Raw genomic sequence first — 19809 nt, forward strand, 5'->3', positions numbered from 1 at the left:
TTTTTGTAGCTTTAGAATCAAAAATTTCTGTTTTTTAATTAACACCATTGATAATGAAAATAATTGTTATTTTATTTCTACTATCTTGCTTAGCTATTGCCGCTTGTACTCCCCCAACTACTGACCCTTCCAAAAAAGAAAAAAAAACAATTCCTAATAAAACTTCCGCTCAGTTTCCAGAAGGTTGGATTGGAAAATACCAAGGAAATTTAGCCTTGATTAATGCTCAAAAAGGCAAAACAATGGAGTTACCTATGACACTTATTATTAGCAGAACAGACACGGCAAACCGTTGGCGCTGGTATTCCAAAGCATTGTACAATGGCAAAGAAATAATCAAAGACTATGCACTGGTTCGCCATGACTCCATGCCTGAAAATCACTTCATCATGGACGAAAACAATGGCATTCTATTGGATCGTGTTTTATTAGACAATGCATTCTATGATTATTTTGAAGTAGGCAATTTGGGGCTTTATGGCATTACCCGCAAAGTAGGAGATGACATTCATTTTGAGATCGCTTCTTTTCCCCTATCTTCTTCTTCTCATTCTACCTATCAAAAAGATGAAACAACAGTAGATACCGTGACAAGTTTTAAAGTAATTAATACCCAAAAAGTGCTCTTAAAACGTGTACAATAATCAGCTTTAGCAACCAATTCCAAACAGTTCTTAACAGCTTTGTTGTCCACTAAATAAAATTTGATGATCCCAAGCAATGGTCTTTAAGTCTTCATTAAAAACAAACTTCTCTTGCTCTGCGCTAGCTTTGTGAATTGATTCTCTAGACAAAGCTAGTGTATATTCCTTTTTAGCCTCATCTTTTCTCCAAATTAAAAACTCTTTGCGAAAGCCATCTTTTTCTATCTTATCCGCTCCTACCAAAAAATCAATCAGCCAAGTGCAATTCACCCATCCTGTGTTTTCAATGGTATCATCTGTAATGTTTTCCGTTGGAAAACGAGCTACAAATTGTTCTTTTTTAACCTCAACAGGAGTCTCTTCTTGGATAAATCGACCTAGATATTGAAATTTATATTCTCCCAATTTTTTTCCGACTAAATCTTTAAAACTTTGTGGAGTTGCAGGAGTTTGCACCTCCTTCCATTCTAGTATAATTGAAGATTCGGGGAGCTCCACTTCTAAATTGACCAATTCTAAACTGGCAATTTTTTGTAACGCTTCAAAGAGGTTCAATTTGCCGTTTTGTAATACTTTACAAGTTTCTAAGCGTTGAGAGGATAATAATAATTGATTCATTACTTGGGAGATTATACATTTTAAATAAATAAAAATACAGAAAAAAACGACTTGCATTAAATGCAGTAGGAATTTGGTCCAGCCTAGGCTTTAGATTAAACCATACCTTATAAGTTTTTGTTCTATTCTAAAAGAATAAACAATGGTATTAATTTATCTAAGTTACAAAAAACAATGAAAGGATACAAGTTATTTATAATAGTAGTTTATTACTTTTTATCGATCAGTTGATATTCCATAAATTACCTTCTGCCTGTCTTATTCGCTACTTTGCCCTAATAAACGAACAGGATGCAAGCTACACTTCATTCACCAACAAGTTGCAGCCTCTCAAATCACTGGCATCAAAACGTCCCAAAACAGAAAAGCTACCATCTTCAAAGGAGCGTCCTAGATCATCGGTCGCAATAAAACTACAGGTATCTATATTTGCCAAATCAATAATATTAATCCCTCCTGTTTTTTGACTGGGTAAAATATTCAATGGATCCGTTGTTTCACGAATCAAAACCCGCATCAGACGACTGGGTTGAAAAATGCCATTTCCTTTAGAATAAGCCTGTGATAACAATTCTGTCATTCCATATTCAGAATGAATTGTTTCTAATTGAAAAGCCGTTTTGAGTTCCTGATGCACGGCAGCTTTGGTCATTTCTGCTCGTTTTCCTTTCATCCCTCCCGTTTCCATCAAAATAACCTGACGAAGCGCTTGGGGGTATTTTTTAGCTAAATCCAGTAACGCATAAGTCACCCCCAACAACAACACGGGTTGATTTTCTTTTTGGCAATGCCCCAACACCTTTATCAATTCATCCGTATTATATAAAAAGAAACCGCTTAATGGATGTTGAGAACGTTGAATGAACTGTTCTGCCATAAATACTAAGGAAGAACCTGTTCGTTCTAAGTAAGAGGGCAATAAAGCTACTACTGCATAGTTTTGTAGACTACCATAAGCAGCTTCAAAAGTTTGGAAAGCGCAATGCTTGTACCAATCCAAGGAACGAACATGGTGTTTAGAAGGATGTTTGAGAGTCGTTCCACTACTCGTAAAAATCACTTCTGAGGACCAATCTTGGCTTTTTATCGTATGATATTTAAAAAATTGTATGGGTAGGAAAGGTATTTGCTGCAGATTTTTGACATCTTGAATTGAAATGCCTAACAAATTTATGAATTGTTGATAAAGTCGATTATTTTGGACTTGATACCGAAAAACTGCTAAAGCTACTTGTTCAAAGGTGGACTCATTTACGTTATTGATGTGTAATTTTAGTGTTTGGTATATTCTATTCATAATCTATTTTAAGTTCAACTTTTCTTGATAAAAAACATTCATTAATGTAATTTTTGTTTTTAATATAAAAAAGTTGTTTAAAAATAAGCTAATATTCTAAATGACATCTCTTTTTTAAACAACTTCAAAGCAAAAATAACACAAATCATCTATTAATATATATGCGTCTAAAAATAACATCTTTTCTATTCTTGGTCACTACGATTTGCTTTTTTTCCTGCAAAGACCAAAACTCAACTACACCCTATATCGAATTTGTCAGCATATCAGACAGCTATATGACCCAAGGGGGGCTTGATTCGCTCTATCTAAAATTTAAATTTACAGATGGCGATGGCAATATCGGAAGCGATACCAATGATAATATTTTTGTCTCAGATTCTAGAACGGGTGCGATTATTGCGTCTTACAAAATACCTAATTACCTAGGTGTAAATCCGAACAATTCTAGTCGAACAGGAGAAGTCACCTTAGTCGTTTATTCACAATGTTGTATTTATCCCAATGGTTCTTCTTGTCAAAGTAGTACGACCTACCCAACTAGAACCATGAATTATAAGGTACAAATACAAGATCAGGCTGGCAACTATAGTAATGTCATTGAAACCGATGAGGTTACATTGGATTGTTTATAGGGTCTGACATCAATACATTTTAAGCAATAACAATCAATAATTTAGTATGAACAAAATACTCATCATTGCCGCTTTAGTTTTTATGAGCTATATTTGGATTGCTTGCGAAAAGCCACCAATTTATGACGACACGCCACATATTACTTGGAATAGTTTTTCGGCAGATACGGTACAACAATTAACAGGTTCCGTTTCTTTTAAATTTGATTTTACAGATGGCGATGGGGATTTAGGAAAAACAGGAGATACCGCCAATCATATCATTATAGTAGATACCCGCCGTACTCCTAATGATACTGCTTTTTACAAAATTCCAACAATAGAACAACAAGGAATTGTCAGTGGCATTTCGGGGCAACTAGAAGTGACCATGTCTCAAATCTGTGGAATTGATCCTAATAACCCATTGATTCTTTGTCAAGAGCAACCCAATTATTTTGACCCTATTGTTTATAAAATTCGCATCAAAGACAATGCTGGTCGTTGGAGCAATGAAATTGATACGGATACCCTTTTTGTACGGTGCTTTATTCAACCGTAAATGGCTACCTGCTCGTGTTGTGTACAGCAACAAGGTTAGATATCCCATGCTATACTAAAACCTAAACCAATGAAACCTTCCCTATTTTTAAGTATTCTACTGTATATTGGACTCTGTTCTTGTTCACAAAAAGAAAAACTAGATCATTTCAATCTGGTTACTAAAACGTTTGAAGTAGATGGCAAAAACTATTCTATCGATGATTTTGAAGATGGGATTTGTGTCATTTCTAACAAGGGATTATTTGGTTTTGTAGATAGCACAGGAACCCTTTTATGCCCTTTTAATTATGATACTATTTTTCCCTTTCATCATAACCGAGCCATTGTTGTTTTGAATGAAAAAATGGGTCTTGTCGATAAAAAAGGAACAGAAATATTAGCTCCAAGTTTACAACTGATACATCCCTTTACAACTCCCTCTATTAGTTCGTTTCAAGACACCAATGGTGTTTTTGGGATACTTAATTCTTCTGGTGAAGTCCTCTTTAAAAATAAAGATTTTCATTGGATTAGCCCTTTTCACAAAGGAAAAGCAACCTATTCTTCCTCCAGCCAAATAGGTGCTATTGATAGTTTAGGGCAGTTGCTTCCTATTTATATACCTGAATACCAATTCCTCCATAAAATACACTTAGTTGAACTTAATAAACTATCATCTCTTTCGTTTAATAATGATTTGGCTCCAATTATCATCCGAACAAGTAGTTCAGATTTTATCCACAATAGAACAACTCCTGATTGGCCTATTACAACGACATCTTATTATATAAATAATCAATTGACTATTGACTCTAATTTTCAAGATAAAACGAGTTGGCAATATGGTTTTATCAACAAAAAGGGAAAAATTGTTGTTTCTCCTCAATATCATAAGGTTAGCGATTTTGCTAATGGCTATGCTCATGTACAAAACGAAAAAGGATGGAATGTTATTGATACAACTGGGCAGCCCCTTTTTAAAAACTATTATGCACAATTACAGATCATCAATGAGCATTGGCTAATCGCTAAGAAACATAAATTATTCAGTGGAAGCCCTATAGAAGATAACTTATTTGGCCTCATCAATTTCAAAGAAGAAACTATTATTCCTTTTGAGTACTTTTTTTTGAAATATCTTTTTGAAGACTTGTTTTGTGCACAAGGTAACCTTGTAGTAAATCCAATAATTTTACAACCTCCCTTTTCCCCTTTACATCCTTATACCCCTCATAACATGGGCGTTATTAACACTTCTTTGGACACAATAATGCCCTTTATTTATGCTGACATTTATGCTGCGCCCAATAATGAAAAATATATTGGCTATGCTAAAAAGATAACAGAAACAATGCTTATACCCGTCCATACTAGTACTTCTGACTATGAGATTTGTAATAATAAAGGATACTATGACCGATTTAATGCACAAGGAAAGGTTTTTAATAAAAAAATTCCTTTCGCTGAAAGCATTTCGAGTGGTTCTAGTCTTTTTAATCAAGCATTTTTCGTCGAATCTCTACCTCCGCCTCCTCAATCCTGCCCTTTCTTTTGTAGTCCATTACCCCCCAACAATAGAAAGCTAGCAAAAACCCCATACTATTTACAATAAGAAACCTTTACATAAAATCTAGAATCTAAGCCCCCCAAAGCTTTTGCAACAGTAGGAGTCAGCATCACAATAGATTCTTGTGTGAATGAATTTTCGGGCTTAGGGGCAACTACTTTAGCGTATAAATGTCGATTGGTCATTGGGTTCTCGATTTTGACAACGCCCCCTTTGGGAACATAAGAGCACATGACATAAAGTTTATTTTTCGCAGACAAACTCATGGCCTTATCCCAACAAGCTGTCCCTTGTAATACCTGCTCGTTTTTACCATTAAAATTAACCTCGTAACGATATTTATTTTTTTGGCTTTCTTCTCCTAATATCCCAGACAAACCTGTAAAATTTTTGAGCGAATCAGGAATTCCCTTTTTGTCAATCCAGCCAATGTGCAAGATTTGATGTTCACTTAGATGGTCTGTAACCAACTGGTTTCTTGATTTTAATATCTCAGAAGGCAAGCGAAAATAAATTTTAGAAATTCGATATAAGGTTTCGGAAGTTCTCACTTTGTAATAAACTGGGATATAAGAAGTGTCAACAAAGCTCTCCCCCACAAAACGCTTAATCGCTTTGTTTACTAATGGAATTCTAATTTTCTGCCCTATCTTTAATCCATTGGTTTCTAAATTGGGATTGCTATAATAAATATCCGACAAATCGATCCCATAAAATTTCTTAATCGCATATAAGGTTTGCCCAGGATGAATCGTGTGCAAAAGATATTTTTGTCCATTTTCAACCTGAACATATAAGGAATCCGCCGTCTTTACTTGTTCTTTTGGTTGGTAGGCTTGAATTCCCAATTGATCCATACTAAACTCTGCAAAGCCGTCTGTCTGGGCATCCATAGTAGCCTGAAATAAGAATAAAAAAAATAAACTATAATATACCTTCATATACTTATATTATTGGTTTTAGGAAATAACAGTATTTGATTTTTAGTTGAAAGAAAACGTTAAACACTATCTAATAAGCCTCATTCTATTTTAATGCCAATTTGGTTGCTCATTAAAATATGTTGGATACAGGTTTTATAAATGCTTCCAAAACTAACCGTTCCAAAAGCCATTTATAATTTAATGTTTTTTCGCCAATATTCCTAAGTAGAATCGCACAGAATACTTGGATAAAAGTAAAAATCTGTTGGCTAACATTGGAATAATTCGCAAAAAATGACGAAATTTGCGACACTTTTATTCAATTGTAACAAAACATATGAAGTGTAATTTCTTAAAAAGAACATTACCTTCGCCATTAAAAAGACAACTTTCAATAGTTTTAACCATGGACGTAAAATCGTTAGAGACACAATTTGAATCACACCTAAGCACTTGGCGTGAAGATGAAAAAGCAGCTTTAGAATTATTAAAAATAGTAGGTGATCTACGGTTTGATCGTTCTATCGAAATCATTCTTTTCCGCCGTGACATTTATGACTCTAGACCTACAGAAGTCATGAACGATCACCTTTTTGCAAAGAATTATTCTAAGCAGCCGATTACGGTTCAGATGAGTGTAAAAATTGCAAAAGCAATCGCAAAACTTGACCTTGCTCCTTCTCGTATTGATTTGGGAAAATTGGCTACTCAATGGCTTAGCTCAGAAGAGAGCTGGGATAACATCGATCATTTTGTTGCGGATGAATTAACTGATTTCATTGGTAAAGATGCCAAAGATGCTAAAGTGATCACTCCTAGAGATGTTGTGCTATATGGTTTTGGTCGTATTGGTCGTTTGGCTGCTCGTTGTTTAATAGAAATGATGGGTCGTGGCGAACAATTAAGACTAAAAGCTATTGTATTGCGTCAAAAAAACAAAAAGAATCCATACGAAGAATTGCTTAAACGTGCTTCTTTGTTGCGCAAAGATTCTATTCATGGCAAATTCCGTGGAACAATTAGTGTTGATGAAGAAAACCAACAATTGATTGTTAACAGTTGCCGTGTTCAAATCATTTTTGCCAATAGTCCAGAGGATATTGATTATACAGAATATAGCATCAAAGATGCTATTCTTATTGACAATACAGGTGCTTGGAGAGACAAAGAAGGTTTGAGTCGCCATTTGCGTCCTGGTGTGAAGCAGGTATTGTTTACTGCTCCAGGTAAAGGCATCAAAAATATTGTACATGGAATCAATCAAAAAGAATTGAATTTCCAAGAAGATACTGTTTTCTGTGCAGCATCTTGTACAACCAATGCAATTGCTCCAGTATTAAAAGTATTGCACGATAATCTAGGCATTAACAATGGACATTTAGAAACCATTCATGCTTATACCAATGCTCAAAACTTGTTGGACAATTACAATTCTAAAGAAAGACGAGGTTCTGCTGCTGCCTTAAATATGGTTATTACATCTACTGGTGCTGCTAGTGCTGTTAGTAAAGTAATTCCTGAATTGGATGGAAAACTAACAGGTTCGGCTATTCGTGTTCCTACTCCTGATGGTTCTTTGGCTGTTATGACCTTGAATGTTCAAAAAGAAACTACTGTTCAAGAAATCAACGAGATGATGCGCCAAGCTTCTTTGCACGGCAACTTAGTAGAGCAAATCAAATATTCTATTTCTAAAGAATTTGTTTCTTCTGACGTTATTGGTGCGCCTGCTGCTTCTGTGTTTGATGCTCCATCTACGAAAGTTGGAAACAATGGTAAAACGGTTACCGTTTACGTTTGGTACGACAATGAGTATGGTTATACTCGTCAAGTATTGCGTTTAGCTAAATATGCTGCGCAAGTAAGACGTTACCGTTATTATTAGACGCTTTTGTACTAGCTACTAGTACTTAAAAATAATGTTATAGATAGTATTTATCTATAATGGTTGTGTTGTTAAAAGCTCTCGGATTTTATCTGAGAGTTTTTTTTTATGGGTTGTTTTTTATTAGCCCAAAACACCTAGTTCTCAACGTACAATAATAGGACAGCATTTTAAATAATAACTTTTGTTTTACTATTTGTTCTTTTCTTGATAAAAGAACCAAAATCAAGGGCTAAGACTACGGCTGGATAGCTTTAGCTGTTCGAATACTGTATTTAGCGAATGCTTCGCCCGCTAAATACGGACGTATTCTTCACAGAAGCTATACACCAGCCTCCATCATGCCCACCTCAATACAAATCTATTAAATTCAAAGATAATGGGTATTTATAATAGAAAGAAGGGGTGGGCATTTGAAAAATTGGAGAACAAAACAGGACGAGTAGTGCCGTTATTTTTCAAAGAAAAATAAATCGTTCAATTGTTTGAGCGCAGCGAGTTTTGAACGATTAGGCAATAGGAGGACTTGTTTAGTCCAATTTTTCAGCAAGCCCTAGCGTTTTTTGTTTCTTTTTTTGGCAATGCAAAAAAGAAAAGACTACTATTGGACAATTCGTAGCTAAGTTTTTTTTAAGAAACAGCCTTACTTTATTTAATCCTAATTGTTTTATCCTGTATTTATATTTCGAGGACTTTTACGAAATTTAGACCTGTGAAAGATTAGTTAATAATTACTTCCTTTAAAAACGCCTGCTTTTTCCTAAATGTATCTAAGGCAACCTCTAAGGCATTGACATAAACACTTATATCAGGACTATATCCTAATGGCTTAGTCAAAACCTCCCCTTGCCAAGTCATCAAAACCAAATAAGGCTGACTAGCCATACGAAACATTCTTTCTTGTAAGTAAGCATTTTTATTCCCTACATTTCGAAACTGCCTAAAGCCATTCTCTGTTTTTACCATTTCCTGCTCTGCCAATGGCAATTTTTTTCTATCGTCAACATACAAGATAATCGGGATAAAATCATGGTATAAATAACTCAAAATAGCAGGATCTTGAAGCGCAATATCAGGAAAAAAATGCACTCTCGTTCCATAGCCCGTAAAAAGCAAAAAAATTGGTTTGTTCTGCCGCTGCGCACAAGCTACACCAGCATCAAAGTCGTTAAAAGCCCTTAAAGTCTTAGGATAGAAATCAAATCTATTCTTAGAAAAAGTATATTCTTCTTGCGATGCAGGGGCAAGCTCACATAGAGGATTTTGAGGCGCTGGATCGCAAGAAAATAAGCATAATATCGCAGCTACAGCAAGCATAAAAGATTTCATATTAACAGTCTAGTTTTAATCAATGAGCTAGAGTTCTTCTTCATTTTATAAAAATGATAAAAAACTCCCTATTTTTGGACTTAAAGACTTAAATAAGCATACCATCCCTTAAACAAAAGACAAAAAAGTCTAAAAAACAATACAATGACAATCAAAAAAATAATTCCTTCTACCCTATTTCTTTTCCTTCTGCAATCTTATGCTCCTAATCTAAACGCACAATTAAATCATTACTCTGGTAGCAATGCTCTTAGAGGCAATACCACTGGGGTATACAATACCGCAACAGGAAATGATTGTTTGCGCAATAATTCATCAGGAAGTTACAATACGGCCTATGGAACAGGAGCCATGTACAACAATAGAGAAGGAAAAAGCAATACCTCTATTGGTTATCAATCTCTTTATAGAAACACCTTGGGAAAGGAAAATGTGGCAGTAGGTTCCAATTCCTTGAATAGTAATAGTAGTGGCAATTATAATACGGCAATTGGTACTTTTTCTTTGGGCTTTAATAAAGATGGAATGAACAATACCGCAGCAGGCTATCATGCCCTAATGAGCAATACTTCTGCTTCTGCCAACACTGCTTTTGGAGCTTATGCCTTGCAAAGTAATACCACTGGCGAAAATAATGTTGCGTTGGGTTATTATTCCCTTTATAGCAATATGATTGGCAATAGTAATGTGGCCTTAGGAACCAACACCTTGGGCAATAATACATCTGGAAATTTTAACGTGGCAAGTGGTCATCATTCTATGACCAAAAACACTTCTGGGAGTTTTAATATTGCCATGGGAGGCAAATCATTGCACAGCAACATGACAGGATCTAAAAACATTGCAATTGGCCATTTTAGCATGTATAAAAATATCTCTGGCCTCAACAACACTTCTGTGGGTGCTAATAGCATGGAAAATAATTCTTCTGGCGATCAAAATACCGCACTAGGTTATCAAAGTCTCAAAGACAACAAAACAGGCAATGAGAATGTGGCAATTGGTTATGATGCACTCAACAGAAATACAGCAGGCAACAAAAATACAGCACTTGGGTTTAATGCCTATGCTAGAGGGTTTGCTTATGGAAACTCAACGGCAATTGGTGCCAATGCTCATGTTTCTGCTAGCAACCAAATGCGCTTTGGAGATGACCGAATAACGAGTATTGGAGGCAAAGTTTCTTGGTCTAAGGTTTCTGACAAGCGATTCAAAATTGATGTCAAAGCCAATGTTCCAGGCTTGGCATTTATCAATCGCCTAGAGCCTGTTACGTATTATATTGATGCCGAAAAATTACGAGATTATCAAGGCGTTGAAGAGTGCCGCATGGAAACTACTGATTTGGTGCGTGAGGCTGGCTTTATGGCGCAAGATGTAGAACAACTTGCTCAAGAGTTGGGCTTTGAATTTAGTGGCGTGGACAAACCTGCCTCTGTAGAAGATTATTATGGTTTGCGTTATGCTGATTTCACCGTTCCTTTAGTAAAAGCGGTACAAGAATTATCAAGAGAAAATGAGCAATTAAAAAACAAAATAAAAGCATTGGAACGCCAACAAAAACGGCTCTCTTCCTTAGAAAAAGAAATAGCTGATATTAAGGCACTTTTGGGAACCAATGCACAAATTTTAGATTAATCTTTTCATACAATTAATGCCAAAACAAATGACCAAAGAAATACATCAAGGAGTAGGCTTGCTCATTGGCAATCAAGATCAAAGTCGTTTTTTTGTACAAATCAAAGATGAGCAATACCCTTTTGAAGCTTGGCGAGGTGCTTGTGCGTTTTGGGGTGGAGCAATAGAAAAAGAAGACGCCAATGCATTGGTTGCCGTAGAACGGGAAGTAATGGAAGAAATTCCAGCTGCGGTTCCTATTCTGCGAAATATTAGCAAAACAAAAATTAAGCAATACCTAATTAATAATCAGCATGTTCAACAAGTTTTTGGGTTAACCATTTTTGAAGCTATTGTTTCGGATGAACAGCTTGAAAAAATTGCCCAATCTGAAGTTTTGGAAGGCAAGGGTGTATTGATGAACAGAGCAACGTTATTGCAAGCCCAATGGATTTGGGGCATAGATTTTATTTTTGAAGAATACCTCAAACTCAAAGATAATCTTTAATTTTGTGGGTTCTAAATACTCATTACTCCGTTAAAAACCTGAACCCAGCTTGCTGGCTCATAAGCGATAGCGCACTAGCTAACCTAGCAGCGCAGCTAAACAGAGCTTGCGACCTCATGAACATAGTGCACGAGCAGCTTGGTACTGTATACCAACTGGAATGCCTAGCACCGTAGGTAAAAGCGAAGGCACTGTTTTTTTATGTTTTTTACTAAAAAACCAAAAAATCAACGGAGTATTAAATACTAAAACTGGTCTAATTTTAGTTTAAGAATCATGTATACTGATTACTTTAACGCTAATAACTGTATCTATAACAAAAAAATTTACACTAAAAAAATTCATAACAGCCTCCTAAATGTAACCTTACTATTATGAAAAAATATTTGTTATTGCTCCTTAGCTTACCACTTAGTTTTTGCAGCTACGCAATAGATAGTGATGTAGATACCACCTTAATTATAGAATCCGAAGCTACTATGCGTGGTTTATTGGTTGATATATTGACCAATAAAGAACTAAGCATTCGTCAAGAATCTTCTCAAAAACTGGAAAAAATCATGGAAAAAACCCTCAGCCAAAAAGGGGCTTTTGAGTATGATTTTTCTAATTTGGAAGGCGTTTCATTGGTGCAACCAGAAGACAAAAGTTTTAAGATTTTTACTTGGCAACTATACCTTGACAAAGATCATTATCAATACCGAGGCTTTATTCAAACCAAAGAGAATAAGGTGTACAAATTACAGGACAAATCAGACGATATGCGTACGGTAGAGTTTAGTATTTTAAAACCTGAAAATTGGTATGGTGCTTTGTATTACAACCTAAAAGAGTTCAAATCGGATGGACAAAAGATGTATTTGCTTTTTGGGTTTGATGCCTATGATTTTTACAATAGACGCAAACTGCTAGATGTACTTTATTTTGATAGCTCTGGTCGACCAAGATTTGGAAAAACAGTGCTTGAAATGAAAGATGGCTTTGGCAGAAAACGCAAGGTAAAACGTTTTGTCATGGAATATTCTTCTAGTGTTAATGTAACGCTCAACTATTCTGAAGAACAAGAGATGGTTGTTTATGACCATCTTATTTATGGCTCTCCCATCAAAAGTGCAGGACCAAGCAATGTTCCAGATGGCAGTTATTCGGGCTTAAAATTGTCTAAGGATGGTACTTGGGAATTTGTTGATAAAGTTCACAAGGATGACCCTGCCAATGTTCTTGTAGATGCAACGAGTTATGAAAGAATTCTACAAAATGAAAAAGCAAAATCAAAAACTAAAAAGAAAGACTTATTTGGTCGACGCAAATAAATAAAAAACCGCTTATTTTCCTTTAAAATAGGACTAATCAACTTACAGATTAGTCCTATTTTTTTGCTACTTTAGCTGTTTGAAATCTAGTGTAATAAATTCTATATCCTTTTTAGATCTAAATATATGTATACATTGTGGTTGATGCCTGACGAAGCTGCTTACCAAAAACTAAGTAGGTTGATTGTGGATTTGAGCACCACACATGACACCCCTACCTTTGAACCGCACGTCACCTTGTTGAGTGGTATTATCGACAAAGAAACAATTGCCATTCAAAAAGCAGAAGAATTAGCCAATAGTTTAATCCCTGTCTCTGCCACCTTAACGAGAATTGAATTTCTAGAGGTCTATTATCGTTGTTTGTTTTTTTGTACCAATCAAAGTGAAGATTTGATGGAAGCAAGAACCTTAGCAGAAGAAATTTTTGAACATACCCAAATCAATCCATTTATTCCACACGTTAGTTTTCTTTATGGCTCTTTACCTATTTTTCAGAAGGAAGCCATTATAGGAGCACTTGGAGATAGCTTTTTTATGGATTTTAGAATGCCCAAATTGCGATTAGTAGAAACCCGACGCACTCCAGAACATTGGCGATTAATGGCAGAATTTGATTTGTAAGCCACTCTAATCGTACACAATTGAGCGTTCTATAATCTGTTGTACGCTCCCTTTTTTATAGTGTGTTTGACAGGTCCAATTTCCATGCTCGTCAAAGGTATACGTATAAGAAGTTAACGGCTCTTTCTCAGCAGGAGCTTGATAAGTAATCAAATTTCCACGCTCATCATATCTAGAATAAGAAGTAAAGGTAAAATTGTCTAAATGGTTTTTGATGGTGTGCTCTTTTACATAATCGTTCTTATCATAACTGTAATAATTAGTTTGGTGCAATTGATCTTTATTGTTGTAAGTATATTCCTCTACTACCAACCCTTTTTTATTGTAGACAAATTCGTACTTTGAAGCAGTATAACGACTAGAAGGCGCATGTACATCGGTTTCTTTCAAAAGCCCTTTGGGCGAATACGTATGTATATAACGAACTAATAAGGTATTGTCAGCACCATAAATAGACTCTGCTGCAAGCTCTCCAAAACCATTGTAAACATAGGCAACCTGCTCTATCCTATAGTTTCTATGATCGTACATATTTTTCTTAACCAGCAACCTTTTCTTTTTGTACTTATATTCATAATAGAAAATCAACTCATTAGCAGCATCATAACACTTTTTCTCTTGAATATATCCTTTTTTATTAAATTCAATATCCCAGTTTTCGAGCGGGTCGAGCATTAGATGACGTTTTTTGATGATGCCATTTTTCTTTCCTGCATCATAAACACGTTGGGAGATAGATTTTATGGCTCCTTTTAATCTCATTTTTTCAAGATCCGAAGCCACAGCATTCCCGATTGTTTTCCCTTTAAAAGCACCCAAAAAAAGCACCACAACAAGACTTCCCCACAAAACAATCCCCCTTTTCCAGACGTTAAAGAGTAGCCTTTGAGTACCAATCTTATTATGGGTACTGCTAGTAACGTTTTGCTGCCTTGTAGTTGCTGCCTCCATGATTAATTATTCAAGTATTTCCCAAGTATGATCCGCCAATAAAGCTATTGTTGCCAAAAAGCTATTAAAAGGACAGCCCTTCCTCCCCCATTCGTTAGGACCAACAACAGACAACACAGCCGTTTCATCCGCACGTTGATAAAGATGATACGTTTTGCCTATAAGTGGTTTAAATCCCATTTCTGCTCCATAAATAATTTCAGAAATTTCAACTCTTTTTTTAATTTTTTGTGCCTGCTCTGCCAACAATTGCATTTGCTTTCGAATTTGTTCCAATTGCAAATCTGTTTGTTTATGCATAGCTTTTACGGCCAGCCCTTTTGTTTTCCCTTGGTCTATTGGTTTGATAACAGCTCCTCCTACCGTATGAGCATAAGGTAAGCTATGAGGAGTCTCTGTGATCTTGTCCTCATCAATAGGGTTAATAAACGTTTCTTTATTATTTATATCGTTTTTCATTCTATTTCTATTTTAACTACTCGCTTAACAAGTCTTATATTCCTCCTTTCAATCTATTTAAAACAAATCTTTATGGCACTTTGTTTCAAGTTATCCTTATATCATTACTCCATTGAAAAATCGTATTAAACGGATCAATAGCCCTAAACAAAGCATAAGCTATAATCTTTTCTAATTTTTCAAATCTTTAGAACAGTCAAAAATACAACTTTTTCTCTTATTTGGATTGATTTATATTCTTCCATGTTTCTAATTTATTTCGCTCCAAATCAACTTAAAAAAAAACAGTTTCATACACACTTAATTATCAACAATTAATAAATCACACAATATACACTACGATAACCCTTCAAAAAATCTTCTCTTTTTTTTAGCAACAAATAAGTTTTTCTATCAAGTATTATTCCTTCTGTTATAAAGAGAAGCTGTTTTGGTAGCTTGTTTGAAAATATATATATTGGGGAACCATTGATTATCTACTACTTCTGTGGAAACTCCGAAGGTTTACCTATAAAATTACACCAAATTGATTATCAACTTAATACGATCTTTAGAGCAATAATGAGATTATCAAAACCTTAATTTTTATAAAAAATACCTACCAATGATTAGTAAGAAAAGCATTCACACTAATTGGAGTCTGTTATTTGTAGCTTGTTTAATCTTTACATGCTATAGTTGTGGTACAGATTCCAAAAAAAATGACACGGGACAAGAAGGAACCTCTAACAGCCAAAATATCCCTGATGATTTTACCGTTCGGATTCAAATAGGGGGCAATACAGACGGTTTAAACGTTGCCTTATCCAATAGTGCTATTTCATCTGAAATACTAAATTCTAATGTCCATGCTGCACTTTTGGAGATGAATCCTAAAGATTTTAGTTTGCGCCCTTATCTAGCTACAGGAAGACCAATAATTAAAGAGTTAGACGACAACAAAATGTCAATAAGTTTTGAAATCAGAGAAGAGGCAGTTTGGGACAATGGAACCCCTATTACGGCAGAAGATTATGCCTTTACCATCAAAGCAATAAAAAATCCAAAGACTAATGCTACCGCTCAACGTAGTTATTTAGAATTTGTTGAAGAGGTTAAGATTGATCCTAACAACCCTAAGAAATTTACCGTTATTTCTAACACACGTTACCTATTAACGGAAGAAGTTTCAAGCTCTGTAGCAGTACTTCCTGCTTATTTTTATGATGCACAAGGGCTAATGAGTGATTTCACAATCTCAGAGTTGAATGATCCAGCTAATCTAGATCGTTTGAATAAAGATCCTAGAATTCTTGATTTTGCCAATGATTTTAACACCAACTACAGCCATACCCCCAAGAACATTGTGGGAGCTGGTCCTTATCAGGTTACCGAAATTGCAACCCACCAACACGTAAAACTAGAACGCAAAAAGGAATGGTGGGGAGATAAGGTTGATGTTGATTATATTGCTGCTTATCCTCAGAAATTATACTTCAAGATCCTTGACGATGACAATACTGCGATCTTGGCTCTAAAAGAGCAGGAAATAGATGTCATGACTTATATTCCTGAAGAAAAGTTCTTGGATTTACAAAAAAATGAGCGTGCAACCAAAAACTTTAATTTATACACTCCTGACAATTTTGCTTATCGATATATTGGTTTTAATATGAACCAAGCTAAGTTAAGCGATGTTAGGGTGCGTAAAGCAATTGCTCATTTGATCGACAAAAAACATATTGTCGAAGATTTGTGCAGCAACTTAGCAACTCCTATTAATGGCCCTGTTAGTCCACTCAAAAAACACAACAATAAAAACTTGCCAGAGATAGCATTCAACATTGAAAAAGCGAAGCAGCTTTTGGCTGAGGCAGGATGGAAAGACATGGATGGCGATAATATTTTGGACAAAAATATTCAAGGTCAACAAGAAAGTTTAAAAATCAAGTTTTTATACCCACAAGGAAAGCAGTTCTACAAAGATATTGCTCAGGTACTCAAAGATGAAGCGGCTCGTGTTGGTATCGAGATTGACATGATTGCTAGCGAGTGGTCTGTAATGCAAGAGGATTTGAAAAAACGCAATTTTGACCTAACCTGCTTGGGATGGGGACAAGGACCTACCTTAGATGATTTTAAACAAATTTGGCACACCGAATCAGACACTTACGATGGTAATAATTATGTTGGGTTTGGCAACCAAGAAAGCGATAAACTAATTGAAACAATTAGAGTCACTATGGATGAAGCAAAACGCCAAGAAATGTACTTTCGCTTCCAAGAAATTGTTGCAGATCAACAACCTTATGTATTCTTAGTTGCGCCCAAATTATGTATAGCAATTAACAAACGATTCAAAAATGCAGAGGCTAGCTCATTGCGTCCTGGTTATTCTGCTCGTTTATTCCAATTAAATTCTCCTAAATAAGTAGATGAACAAAAATAATTAACATTAAATGGGGCATCTTTTGTTCGCTAAGCTTCCTTGAAAAGCTTCGCTGCGTGAAGTCGCAGGCTTAGTTAGCCCGCTAAAGTTACGTTTTGCAAGTCGTTAGCGAAAAAAATAGACTACTAATTTTATCCATCTACTTAATTAGGGCATCACATCCGTTTGAGAACGACATTATTAAATGCTCAAACGGATGTTTTTTATTTAAGAATGTCCTAAAAATGCTGCTAGTATCCCCTAACCTCTTCACAATTAACTTCCTCTAATTTTTTTGTTATTACTCGCCTCCTCTTCCTTATAAAATGCCCAAATACAGCTCATCATTAACACATAATCCATTCGGTTTAGTTAGTTGTCGTTCTTTTTTCTCTCTTTATAAAAGTTCCTATTTATAGCTTTTTTCCACAATAAGGAATTATCCCTCCATCTCTTCCAAAACTGTTATAAACTAATCTTTAATTTCATCAAAAAGTTAAAATATTGATTTTTAAGGCAAAGTAGTATTTTATAATAAAATGCTCTAATATATAATTATAAAGGGACTCGCTCTTGGTAGCTTGTTTGAAAATATATATATTGAGAGACAATCAATTATCAAAAACCTTAATTTTTTATAAAAATATTTAACCAATGATTAGTAACAAAAGCATTTACTCTAATCTGAGTTTGTTTCTTGTAGCATGTTTAATCCTCGCATGTTACAGTTGCAGCTCTGATTCAAATGGAAAACAGGGAGAATCAACAAGCAAAAATATTCCTGACGACTTTACGGTCCGAATCTTATTAAGAGGAAATACTGATGGGCTCAATGTTGCATTGGCACAAAGTGCTATTTCGTCGGAAATCCTAATTAACAATGTACATTGCTCTTTATTAGAAACCAACCCTAAAGGTTTCGATTTACGTCCTTATTTAGCCATTAAAAAACCAGAAATTGAAATTCTATATGATGACCATATAGCACTTAGTTACGAAATTAGAGAAGAAGCCGTTTGGGACAACGGCACTCCAATTACAGCCGAAGATTATGCTTTTACGGTAAAAGCCATAAAAAACCCTAAGACAAATGCAGCAGCTCAGCGTAGCTATTTAGAATTTATTGAAGAGGTTGAAATTGATCCTCATAACCCAAAAAAATTTAAAGTAATATCCAACAAACAATATCTTTTGGCAGAAGAAGTTTCTGGAAGCATTTCTATCTTACCCGCTTATTTTTACGATGCACAAGGGCTAATGAGTGACTTCGCCATTTCAGAGCTAAATGACCCTACCAATTCGGAACGCTTAAATGCTGATCCTAGAATTATCGATTTTGCAGCTGATTTTAATAGCAACTATAATCACATTCCCAAAAATATTGTTGGAGCAGGTCCTTATCAAGTTACCGAAATTGCAACCAACCAACATGTTAAACTCGAACGTAAAAAAGAGTGGTGGGGAGACAAAGTTGATATGGACTACATTGCTGCTTATCCAGAAAAATTACACTTCAAAATTATTGAAGATGATAACACAGCTATTCTTTCTTTAAAAGAGCAAGAATTAGACCTTATGACTTCTATTCCCGCCGAAAAATTCTTGGAATTGCAGAAAAATGAGCGTGCGCTGAAAAATTTCAATTTATACACGCCCAATAGCTTTTCTTACCGTTATATTGGTATGAATATGAACAACCCTAAACTAAACAATGTTAAAGTACGTAAAGCAATCTCGCACCTAGTTGATAAAAAATATGTCGTAGAGCAATTATGCAGCAACCTAGCTACTCCCGTCAACGGTCCTGTTAGCCCGCTCAAAAAATATTACAACAAAGCAATCGCTACAACAGAATTTAATATTGACAAGGCCAAACAACTTTTAGCAGAAGCTGGCTGGAAGGACTCAGATGGTGATAACATTTTGGACAAGCGGATCAAAGGTCAAAAATTAAGTCTAAAACTGAACTTTTTGTACCCACAAGGCAAGCAATTTTATAAAGGTATGGCTCAAGTCCTCAAAGATGAAGCGGCTCGTGTTGGTATCGAAATTAATCTAGCAGCTAGTGAATGGTCTGTTATGCAAGATGACCTAAAAGAACGTCACTTTGATTTAACTTGCTTAGGTTGGGGACAAAGTCCTGCCTTAGATGACTTCAAGCAAATTTGGCATACAGAATCCAATACGTATGATGGGAGTAATTATACAGGATTCGGAAATTTAGATACCGATCAAATGATTGAAAAGATTAGACGTACCATGAACGAGGAAGAGCGAAATGAAATGTACCTCAAATTCCAAGAGGTTATTGCTGAGGAACAGCCTTATATTTTCTTAGTGGCTCCCAAACTATGTACGGCGATTAGCAAACGTTTCAAAAATGCAGAGGCTAGTGCATTACGCCCAGGTTATTTAGTGCGTTTATTTCAATTAGCAGATCAAGAACAACCTGTTAATTAATCTCAAAAGTTCGAAATTTTGAAAATTTGAAAATGAATACATCTTTTCAT

The 19809-nt window shown here is 35.3% G+C and carries 17 protein-coding genes; 11 read left to right on the forward strand and 6 right to left on the reverse strand.

Translation table 11 applies throughout. The features are described from left to right. Nucleotides 1-53: 53 nt before the first annotated feature. Nucleotides 54-644, forward strand: coding sequence for a hypothetical protein (locus AsAng_RS13675; RefSeq protein ID WP_264793358.1), 591 nt, complete (start codon nucleotides 54-56; stop codon nucleotides 642-644). Nucleotides 645-674: 30 nt separating this feature from the next. Here AsAng_RS13675 and AsAng_RS13680 read toward each other — a convergent pair whose 3' ends face one another. Next, on the reverse strand, nucleotides 675-1262 hold the full coding sequence (locus AsAng_RS13680) for a hypothetical protein (RefSeq protein WP_264793359.1): 588 nt from the start codon (nucleotides 1260-1262) through the stop codon (nucleotides 675-677). 298 nt (nucleotides 1263-1560) lie between these two features. Further along, nucleotides 1561-2559 (reverse strand): acyl transferase, encoded by a 999-nt coding sequence (locus AsAng_RS13685; protein ID WP_264793360.1) that lies wholly within the window; start codon nucleotides 2557-2559, stop codon nucleotides 1561-1563. A 161-nt stretch (nucleotides 2560-2720) separates the two neighbouring features. Between AsAng_RS13685 and AsAng_RS13690 the strand changes: the two genes are divergently transcribed. The 3 genes from AsAng_RS13690 to AsAng_RS13700 all read left to right on the forward strand — a co-directional run bounded on the left by AsAng_RS13690 (nucleotide 2721) and on the right by AsAng_RS13700 (nucleotide 5328). Next, on the forward strand, nucleotides 2721-3194 hold the full coding sequence (locus AsAng_RS13690; RefSeq protein WP_264793361.1) for a hypothetical protein: 474 nt from the start codon (nucleotides 2721-2723) through the stop codon (nucleotides 3192-3194). A 46-nt stretch (nucleotides 3195-3240) separates the two neighbouring features. After that, a complete protein-coding gene (locus tag AsAng_RS13695; protein ID WP_264793362.1) occupies nucleotides 3241-3735 on the forward strand; it encodes a hypothetical protein in 495 nt (164 codons plus the stop codon). Nucleotides 3736-3804: 69 nt separating this feature from the next. Next, nucleotides 3805-5328, forward strand: coding sequence for a WG repeat-containing protein (locus AsAng_RS13700; protein WP_264793363.1), 1524 nt, complete (start codon nucleotides 3805-3807; stop codon nucleotides 5326-5328). On the opposite strand, the gene AsAng_RS13705 is transcribed toward AsAng_RS13700, so the two are convergent. Further along, complete coding sequence (locus AsAng_RS13705) at nucleotides 5316-6224, reverse strand: LysM peptidoglycan-binding domain-containing protein (RefSeq protein WP_264793364.1); 909 nt, start codon at nucleotides 6222-6224, stop codon at nucleotides 5316-5318. The two genes, AsAng_RS13700 and AsAng_RS13705, sit on opposite strands and share 13 nt — an antisense overlap. Nucleotides 6225-6612: 388 nt before the next feature. Here AsAng_RS13705 and AsAng_RS13710 point away from each other — a divergent pair, with 388 nt between their 5' ends. Then, nucleotides 6613-8091: a glyceraldehyde-3-phosphate dehydrogenase gene (locus AsAng_RS13710; protein ID WP_264793365.1), complete on the forward strand. Its 1479-nt coding sequence runs from the start codon at nucleotides 6613-6615 to the stop codon at nucleotides 8089-8091. 720 nt (nucleotides 8092-8811) lie between these two features. On the opposite strand, the gene AsAng_RS13715 is transcribed toward AsAng_RS13710, so the two are convergent. Beyond that, on the reverse strand, nucleotides 8812-9420 hold the full coding sequence (locus AsAng_RS13715; protein WP_264793366.1) for a hypothetical protein: 609 nt from the start codon (nucleotides 9418-9420) through the stop codon (nucleotides 8812-8814). Nucleotides 9421-9564: 144 nt separating this feature from the next. On the opposite strand from AsAng_RS13715, the gene AsAng_RS13720 reads away from it, so the two are divergent. The 4 genes from AsAng_RS13720 (at nucleotide 9565) to AsAng_RS13735 (ending at nucleotide 13482) form a co-directional block, all read left to right on the forward strand. Next, nucleotides 9565-11058 carry a tail fiber domain-containing protein gene (locus AsAng_RS13720; RefSeq protein WP_264793367.1) on the forward strand — a complete coding sequence of 498 codons (1494 nt, stop codon included), beginning with the start codon at nucleotides 9565-9567 and terminating at the stop codon, nucleotides 11056-11058. A gap of 28 nt (nucleotides 11059-11086) precedes the next feature. Further along, on the forward strand, nucleotides 11087-11545 hold the full coding sequence (locus AsAng_RS13725) for an NUDIX domain-containing protein (protein ID WP_264793368.1): 459 nt from the start codon (nucleotides 11087-11089) through the stop codon (nucleotides 11543-11545). 374 nt (nucleotides 11546-11919) lie between these two features. Further along, nucleotides 11920-12858, forward strand: a complete 939-nt coding sequence (locus tag AsAng_RS13730) for a hypothetical protein (protein WP_264793369.1) — start codon at nucleotides 11920-11922, stop codon at nucleotides 12856-12858. Nucleotides 12859-12984: 126 nt separating this feature from the next. Then, on the forward strand, nucleotides 12985-13482 hold the full coding sequence (locus tag AsAng_RS13735) for a haloacid dehalogenase (RefSeq protein WP_264793370.1): 498 nt from the start codon (nucleotides 12985-12987) through the stop codon (nucleotides 13480-13482). 6 nt (nucleotides 13483-13488) lie between these two features. On the opposite strand, the gene AsAng_RS13740 is transcribed toward AsAng_RS13735, so the two are convergent. Together AsAng_RS13740 and AsAng_RS13745 are read right to left on the reverse strand one after the other, a co-directional pair. Continuing rightward, on the reverse strand, nucleotides 13489-14433 hold the full coding sequence (locus AsAng_RS13740; protein ID WP_264793371.1) for a hypothetical protein: 945 nt from the start codon (nucleotides 14431-14433) through the stop codon (nucleotides 13489-13491). Between the two features lie 6 nt (nucleotides 14434-14439). After that, nucleotides 14440-14892, reverse strand: a complete 453-nt coding sequence (locus AsAng_RS13745; RefSeq protein WP_264793372.1) for a DUF2452 domain-containing protein — start codon at nucleotides 14890-14892, stop codon at nucleotides 14440-14442. Between the two features lie 604 nt (nucleotides 14893-15496). Here AsAng_RS13745 and AsAng_RS13750 point away from each other — a divergent pair. After that, nucleotides 15497-17302 (forward strand): ABC transporter substrate-binding protein, encoded by a 1806-nt coding sequence (locus AsAng_RS13750; RefSeq protein ID WP_264793373.1) that lies wholly within the window; start codon nucleotides 15497-15499, stop codon nucleotides 17300-17302. Nucleotides 17303-17953: 651 nt separating this feature from the next. Continuing rightward, nucleotides 17954-19759, forward strand: a complete 1806-nt coding sequence (locus tag AsAng_RS13755) for an ABC transporter substrate-binding protein (protein WP_264793374.1) — start codon at nucleotides 17954-17956, stop codon at nucleotides 19757-19759. The last annotated feature ends 50 nt before the right edge of the window (nucleotides 19760-19809 follow it).

This window comes from Aureispira anguillae (genome assembly GCF_026000115.1).
In the GTDB taxonomy this organism is placed as follows: Bacteria; Bacteroidota; Bacteroidia; order Chitinophagales; family Saprospiraceae; genus Aureispira; species Aureispira anguillae.

Excerpts from the sequence above, each read along its gene's own strand:
- AsAng_RS13675 (WP_264793358.1), top strand. The coding sequence starts at position 54 with ATGAAAATAATTGTTATTTTATTTCTACTATCTTGCTTAGCTATTGCC.
- AsAng_RS13680 (WP_264793359.1), bottom strand. The coding sequence starts at position 1,262 with ATGAATCAATTATTATTATCCTCTCAACGCTTAGAAACTTGTAAAGTA.
- AsAng_RS13685 (WP_264793360.1), bottom strand. The coding sequence starts at position 2,559 with ATGAATAGAATATACCAAACACTAAAATTACACATCAATAACGTAAAT.
- AsAng_RS13690 (WP_264793361.1), top strand. The coding sequence starts at position 2,721 with ATGCGTCTAAAAATAACATCTTTTCTATTCTTGGTCACTACGATTTGC.
- AsAng_RS13695 (WP_264793362.1), top strand. The coding sequence starts at position 3,241 with ATGAACAAAATACTCATCATTGCCGCTTTAGTTTTTATGAGCTATATT.
- AsAng_RS13700 (WP_264793363.1), top strand. The coding sequence starts at position 3,805 with ATGAAACCTTCCCTATTTTTAAGTATTCTACTGTATATTGGACTCTGT.
- AsAng_RS13705 (WP_264793364.1), bottom strand. The coding sequence starts at position 6,224 with ATGAAGGTATATTATAGTTTATTTTTTTTATTCTTATTTCAGGCTACT.
- AsAng_RS13710 (WP_264793365.1), top strand. The coding sequence starts at position 6,613 with ATGGACGTAAAATCGTTAGAGACACAATTTGAATCACACCTAAGCACT.
- AsAng_RS13715 (WP_264793366.1), bottom strand. The coding sequence starts at position 9,420 with ATGAAATCTTTTATGCTTGCTGTAGCTGCGATATTATGCTTATTTTCT.
- AsAng_RS13720 (WP_264793367.1), top strand. The coding sequence starts at position 9,565 with ATGACAATCAAAAAAATAATTCCTTCTACCCTATTTCTTTTCCTTCTG.
- AsAng_RS13725 (WP_264793368.1), top strand. The coding sequence starts at position 11,087 with ATGACCAAAGAAATACATCAAGGAGTAGGCTTGCTCATTGGCAATCAA.
- AsAng_RS13730 (WP_264793369.1), top strand. The coding sequence starts at position 11,920 with ATGAAAAAATATTTGTTATTGCTCCTTAGCTTACCACTTAGTTTTTGC.
- AsAng_RS13735 (WP_264793370.1), top strand. The coding sequence starts at position 12,985 with ATGTATACATTGTGGTTGATGCCTGACGAAGCTGCTTACCAAAAACTA.
- AsAng_RS13740 (WP_264793371.1), bottom strand. The coding sequence starts at position 14,433 with ATGGAGGCAGCAACTACAAGGCAGCAAAACGTTACTAGCAGTACCCAT.
- AsAng_RS13745 (WP_264793372.1), bottom strand. The coding sequence starts at position 14,892 with ATGAAAAACGATATAAATAATAAAGAAACGTTTATTAACCCTATTGAT.
- AsAng_RS13750 (WP_264793373.1), top strand. The coding sequence starts at position 15,497 with ATGATTAGTAAGAAAAGCATTCACACTAATTGGAGTCTGTTATTTGTA.
- AsAng_RS13755 (WP_264793374.1), top strand. The coding sequence starts at position 17,954 with ATGATTAGTAACAAAAGCATTTACTCTAATCTGAGTTTGTTTCTTGTA.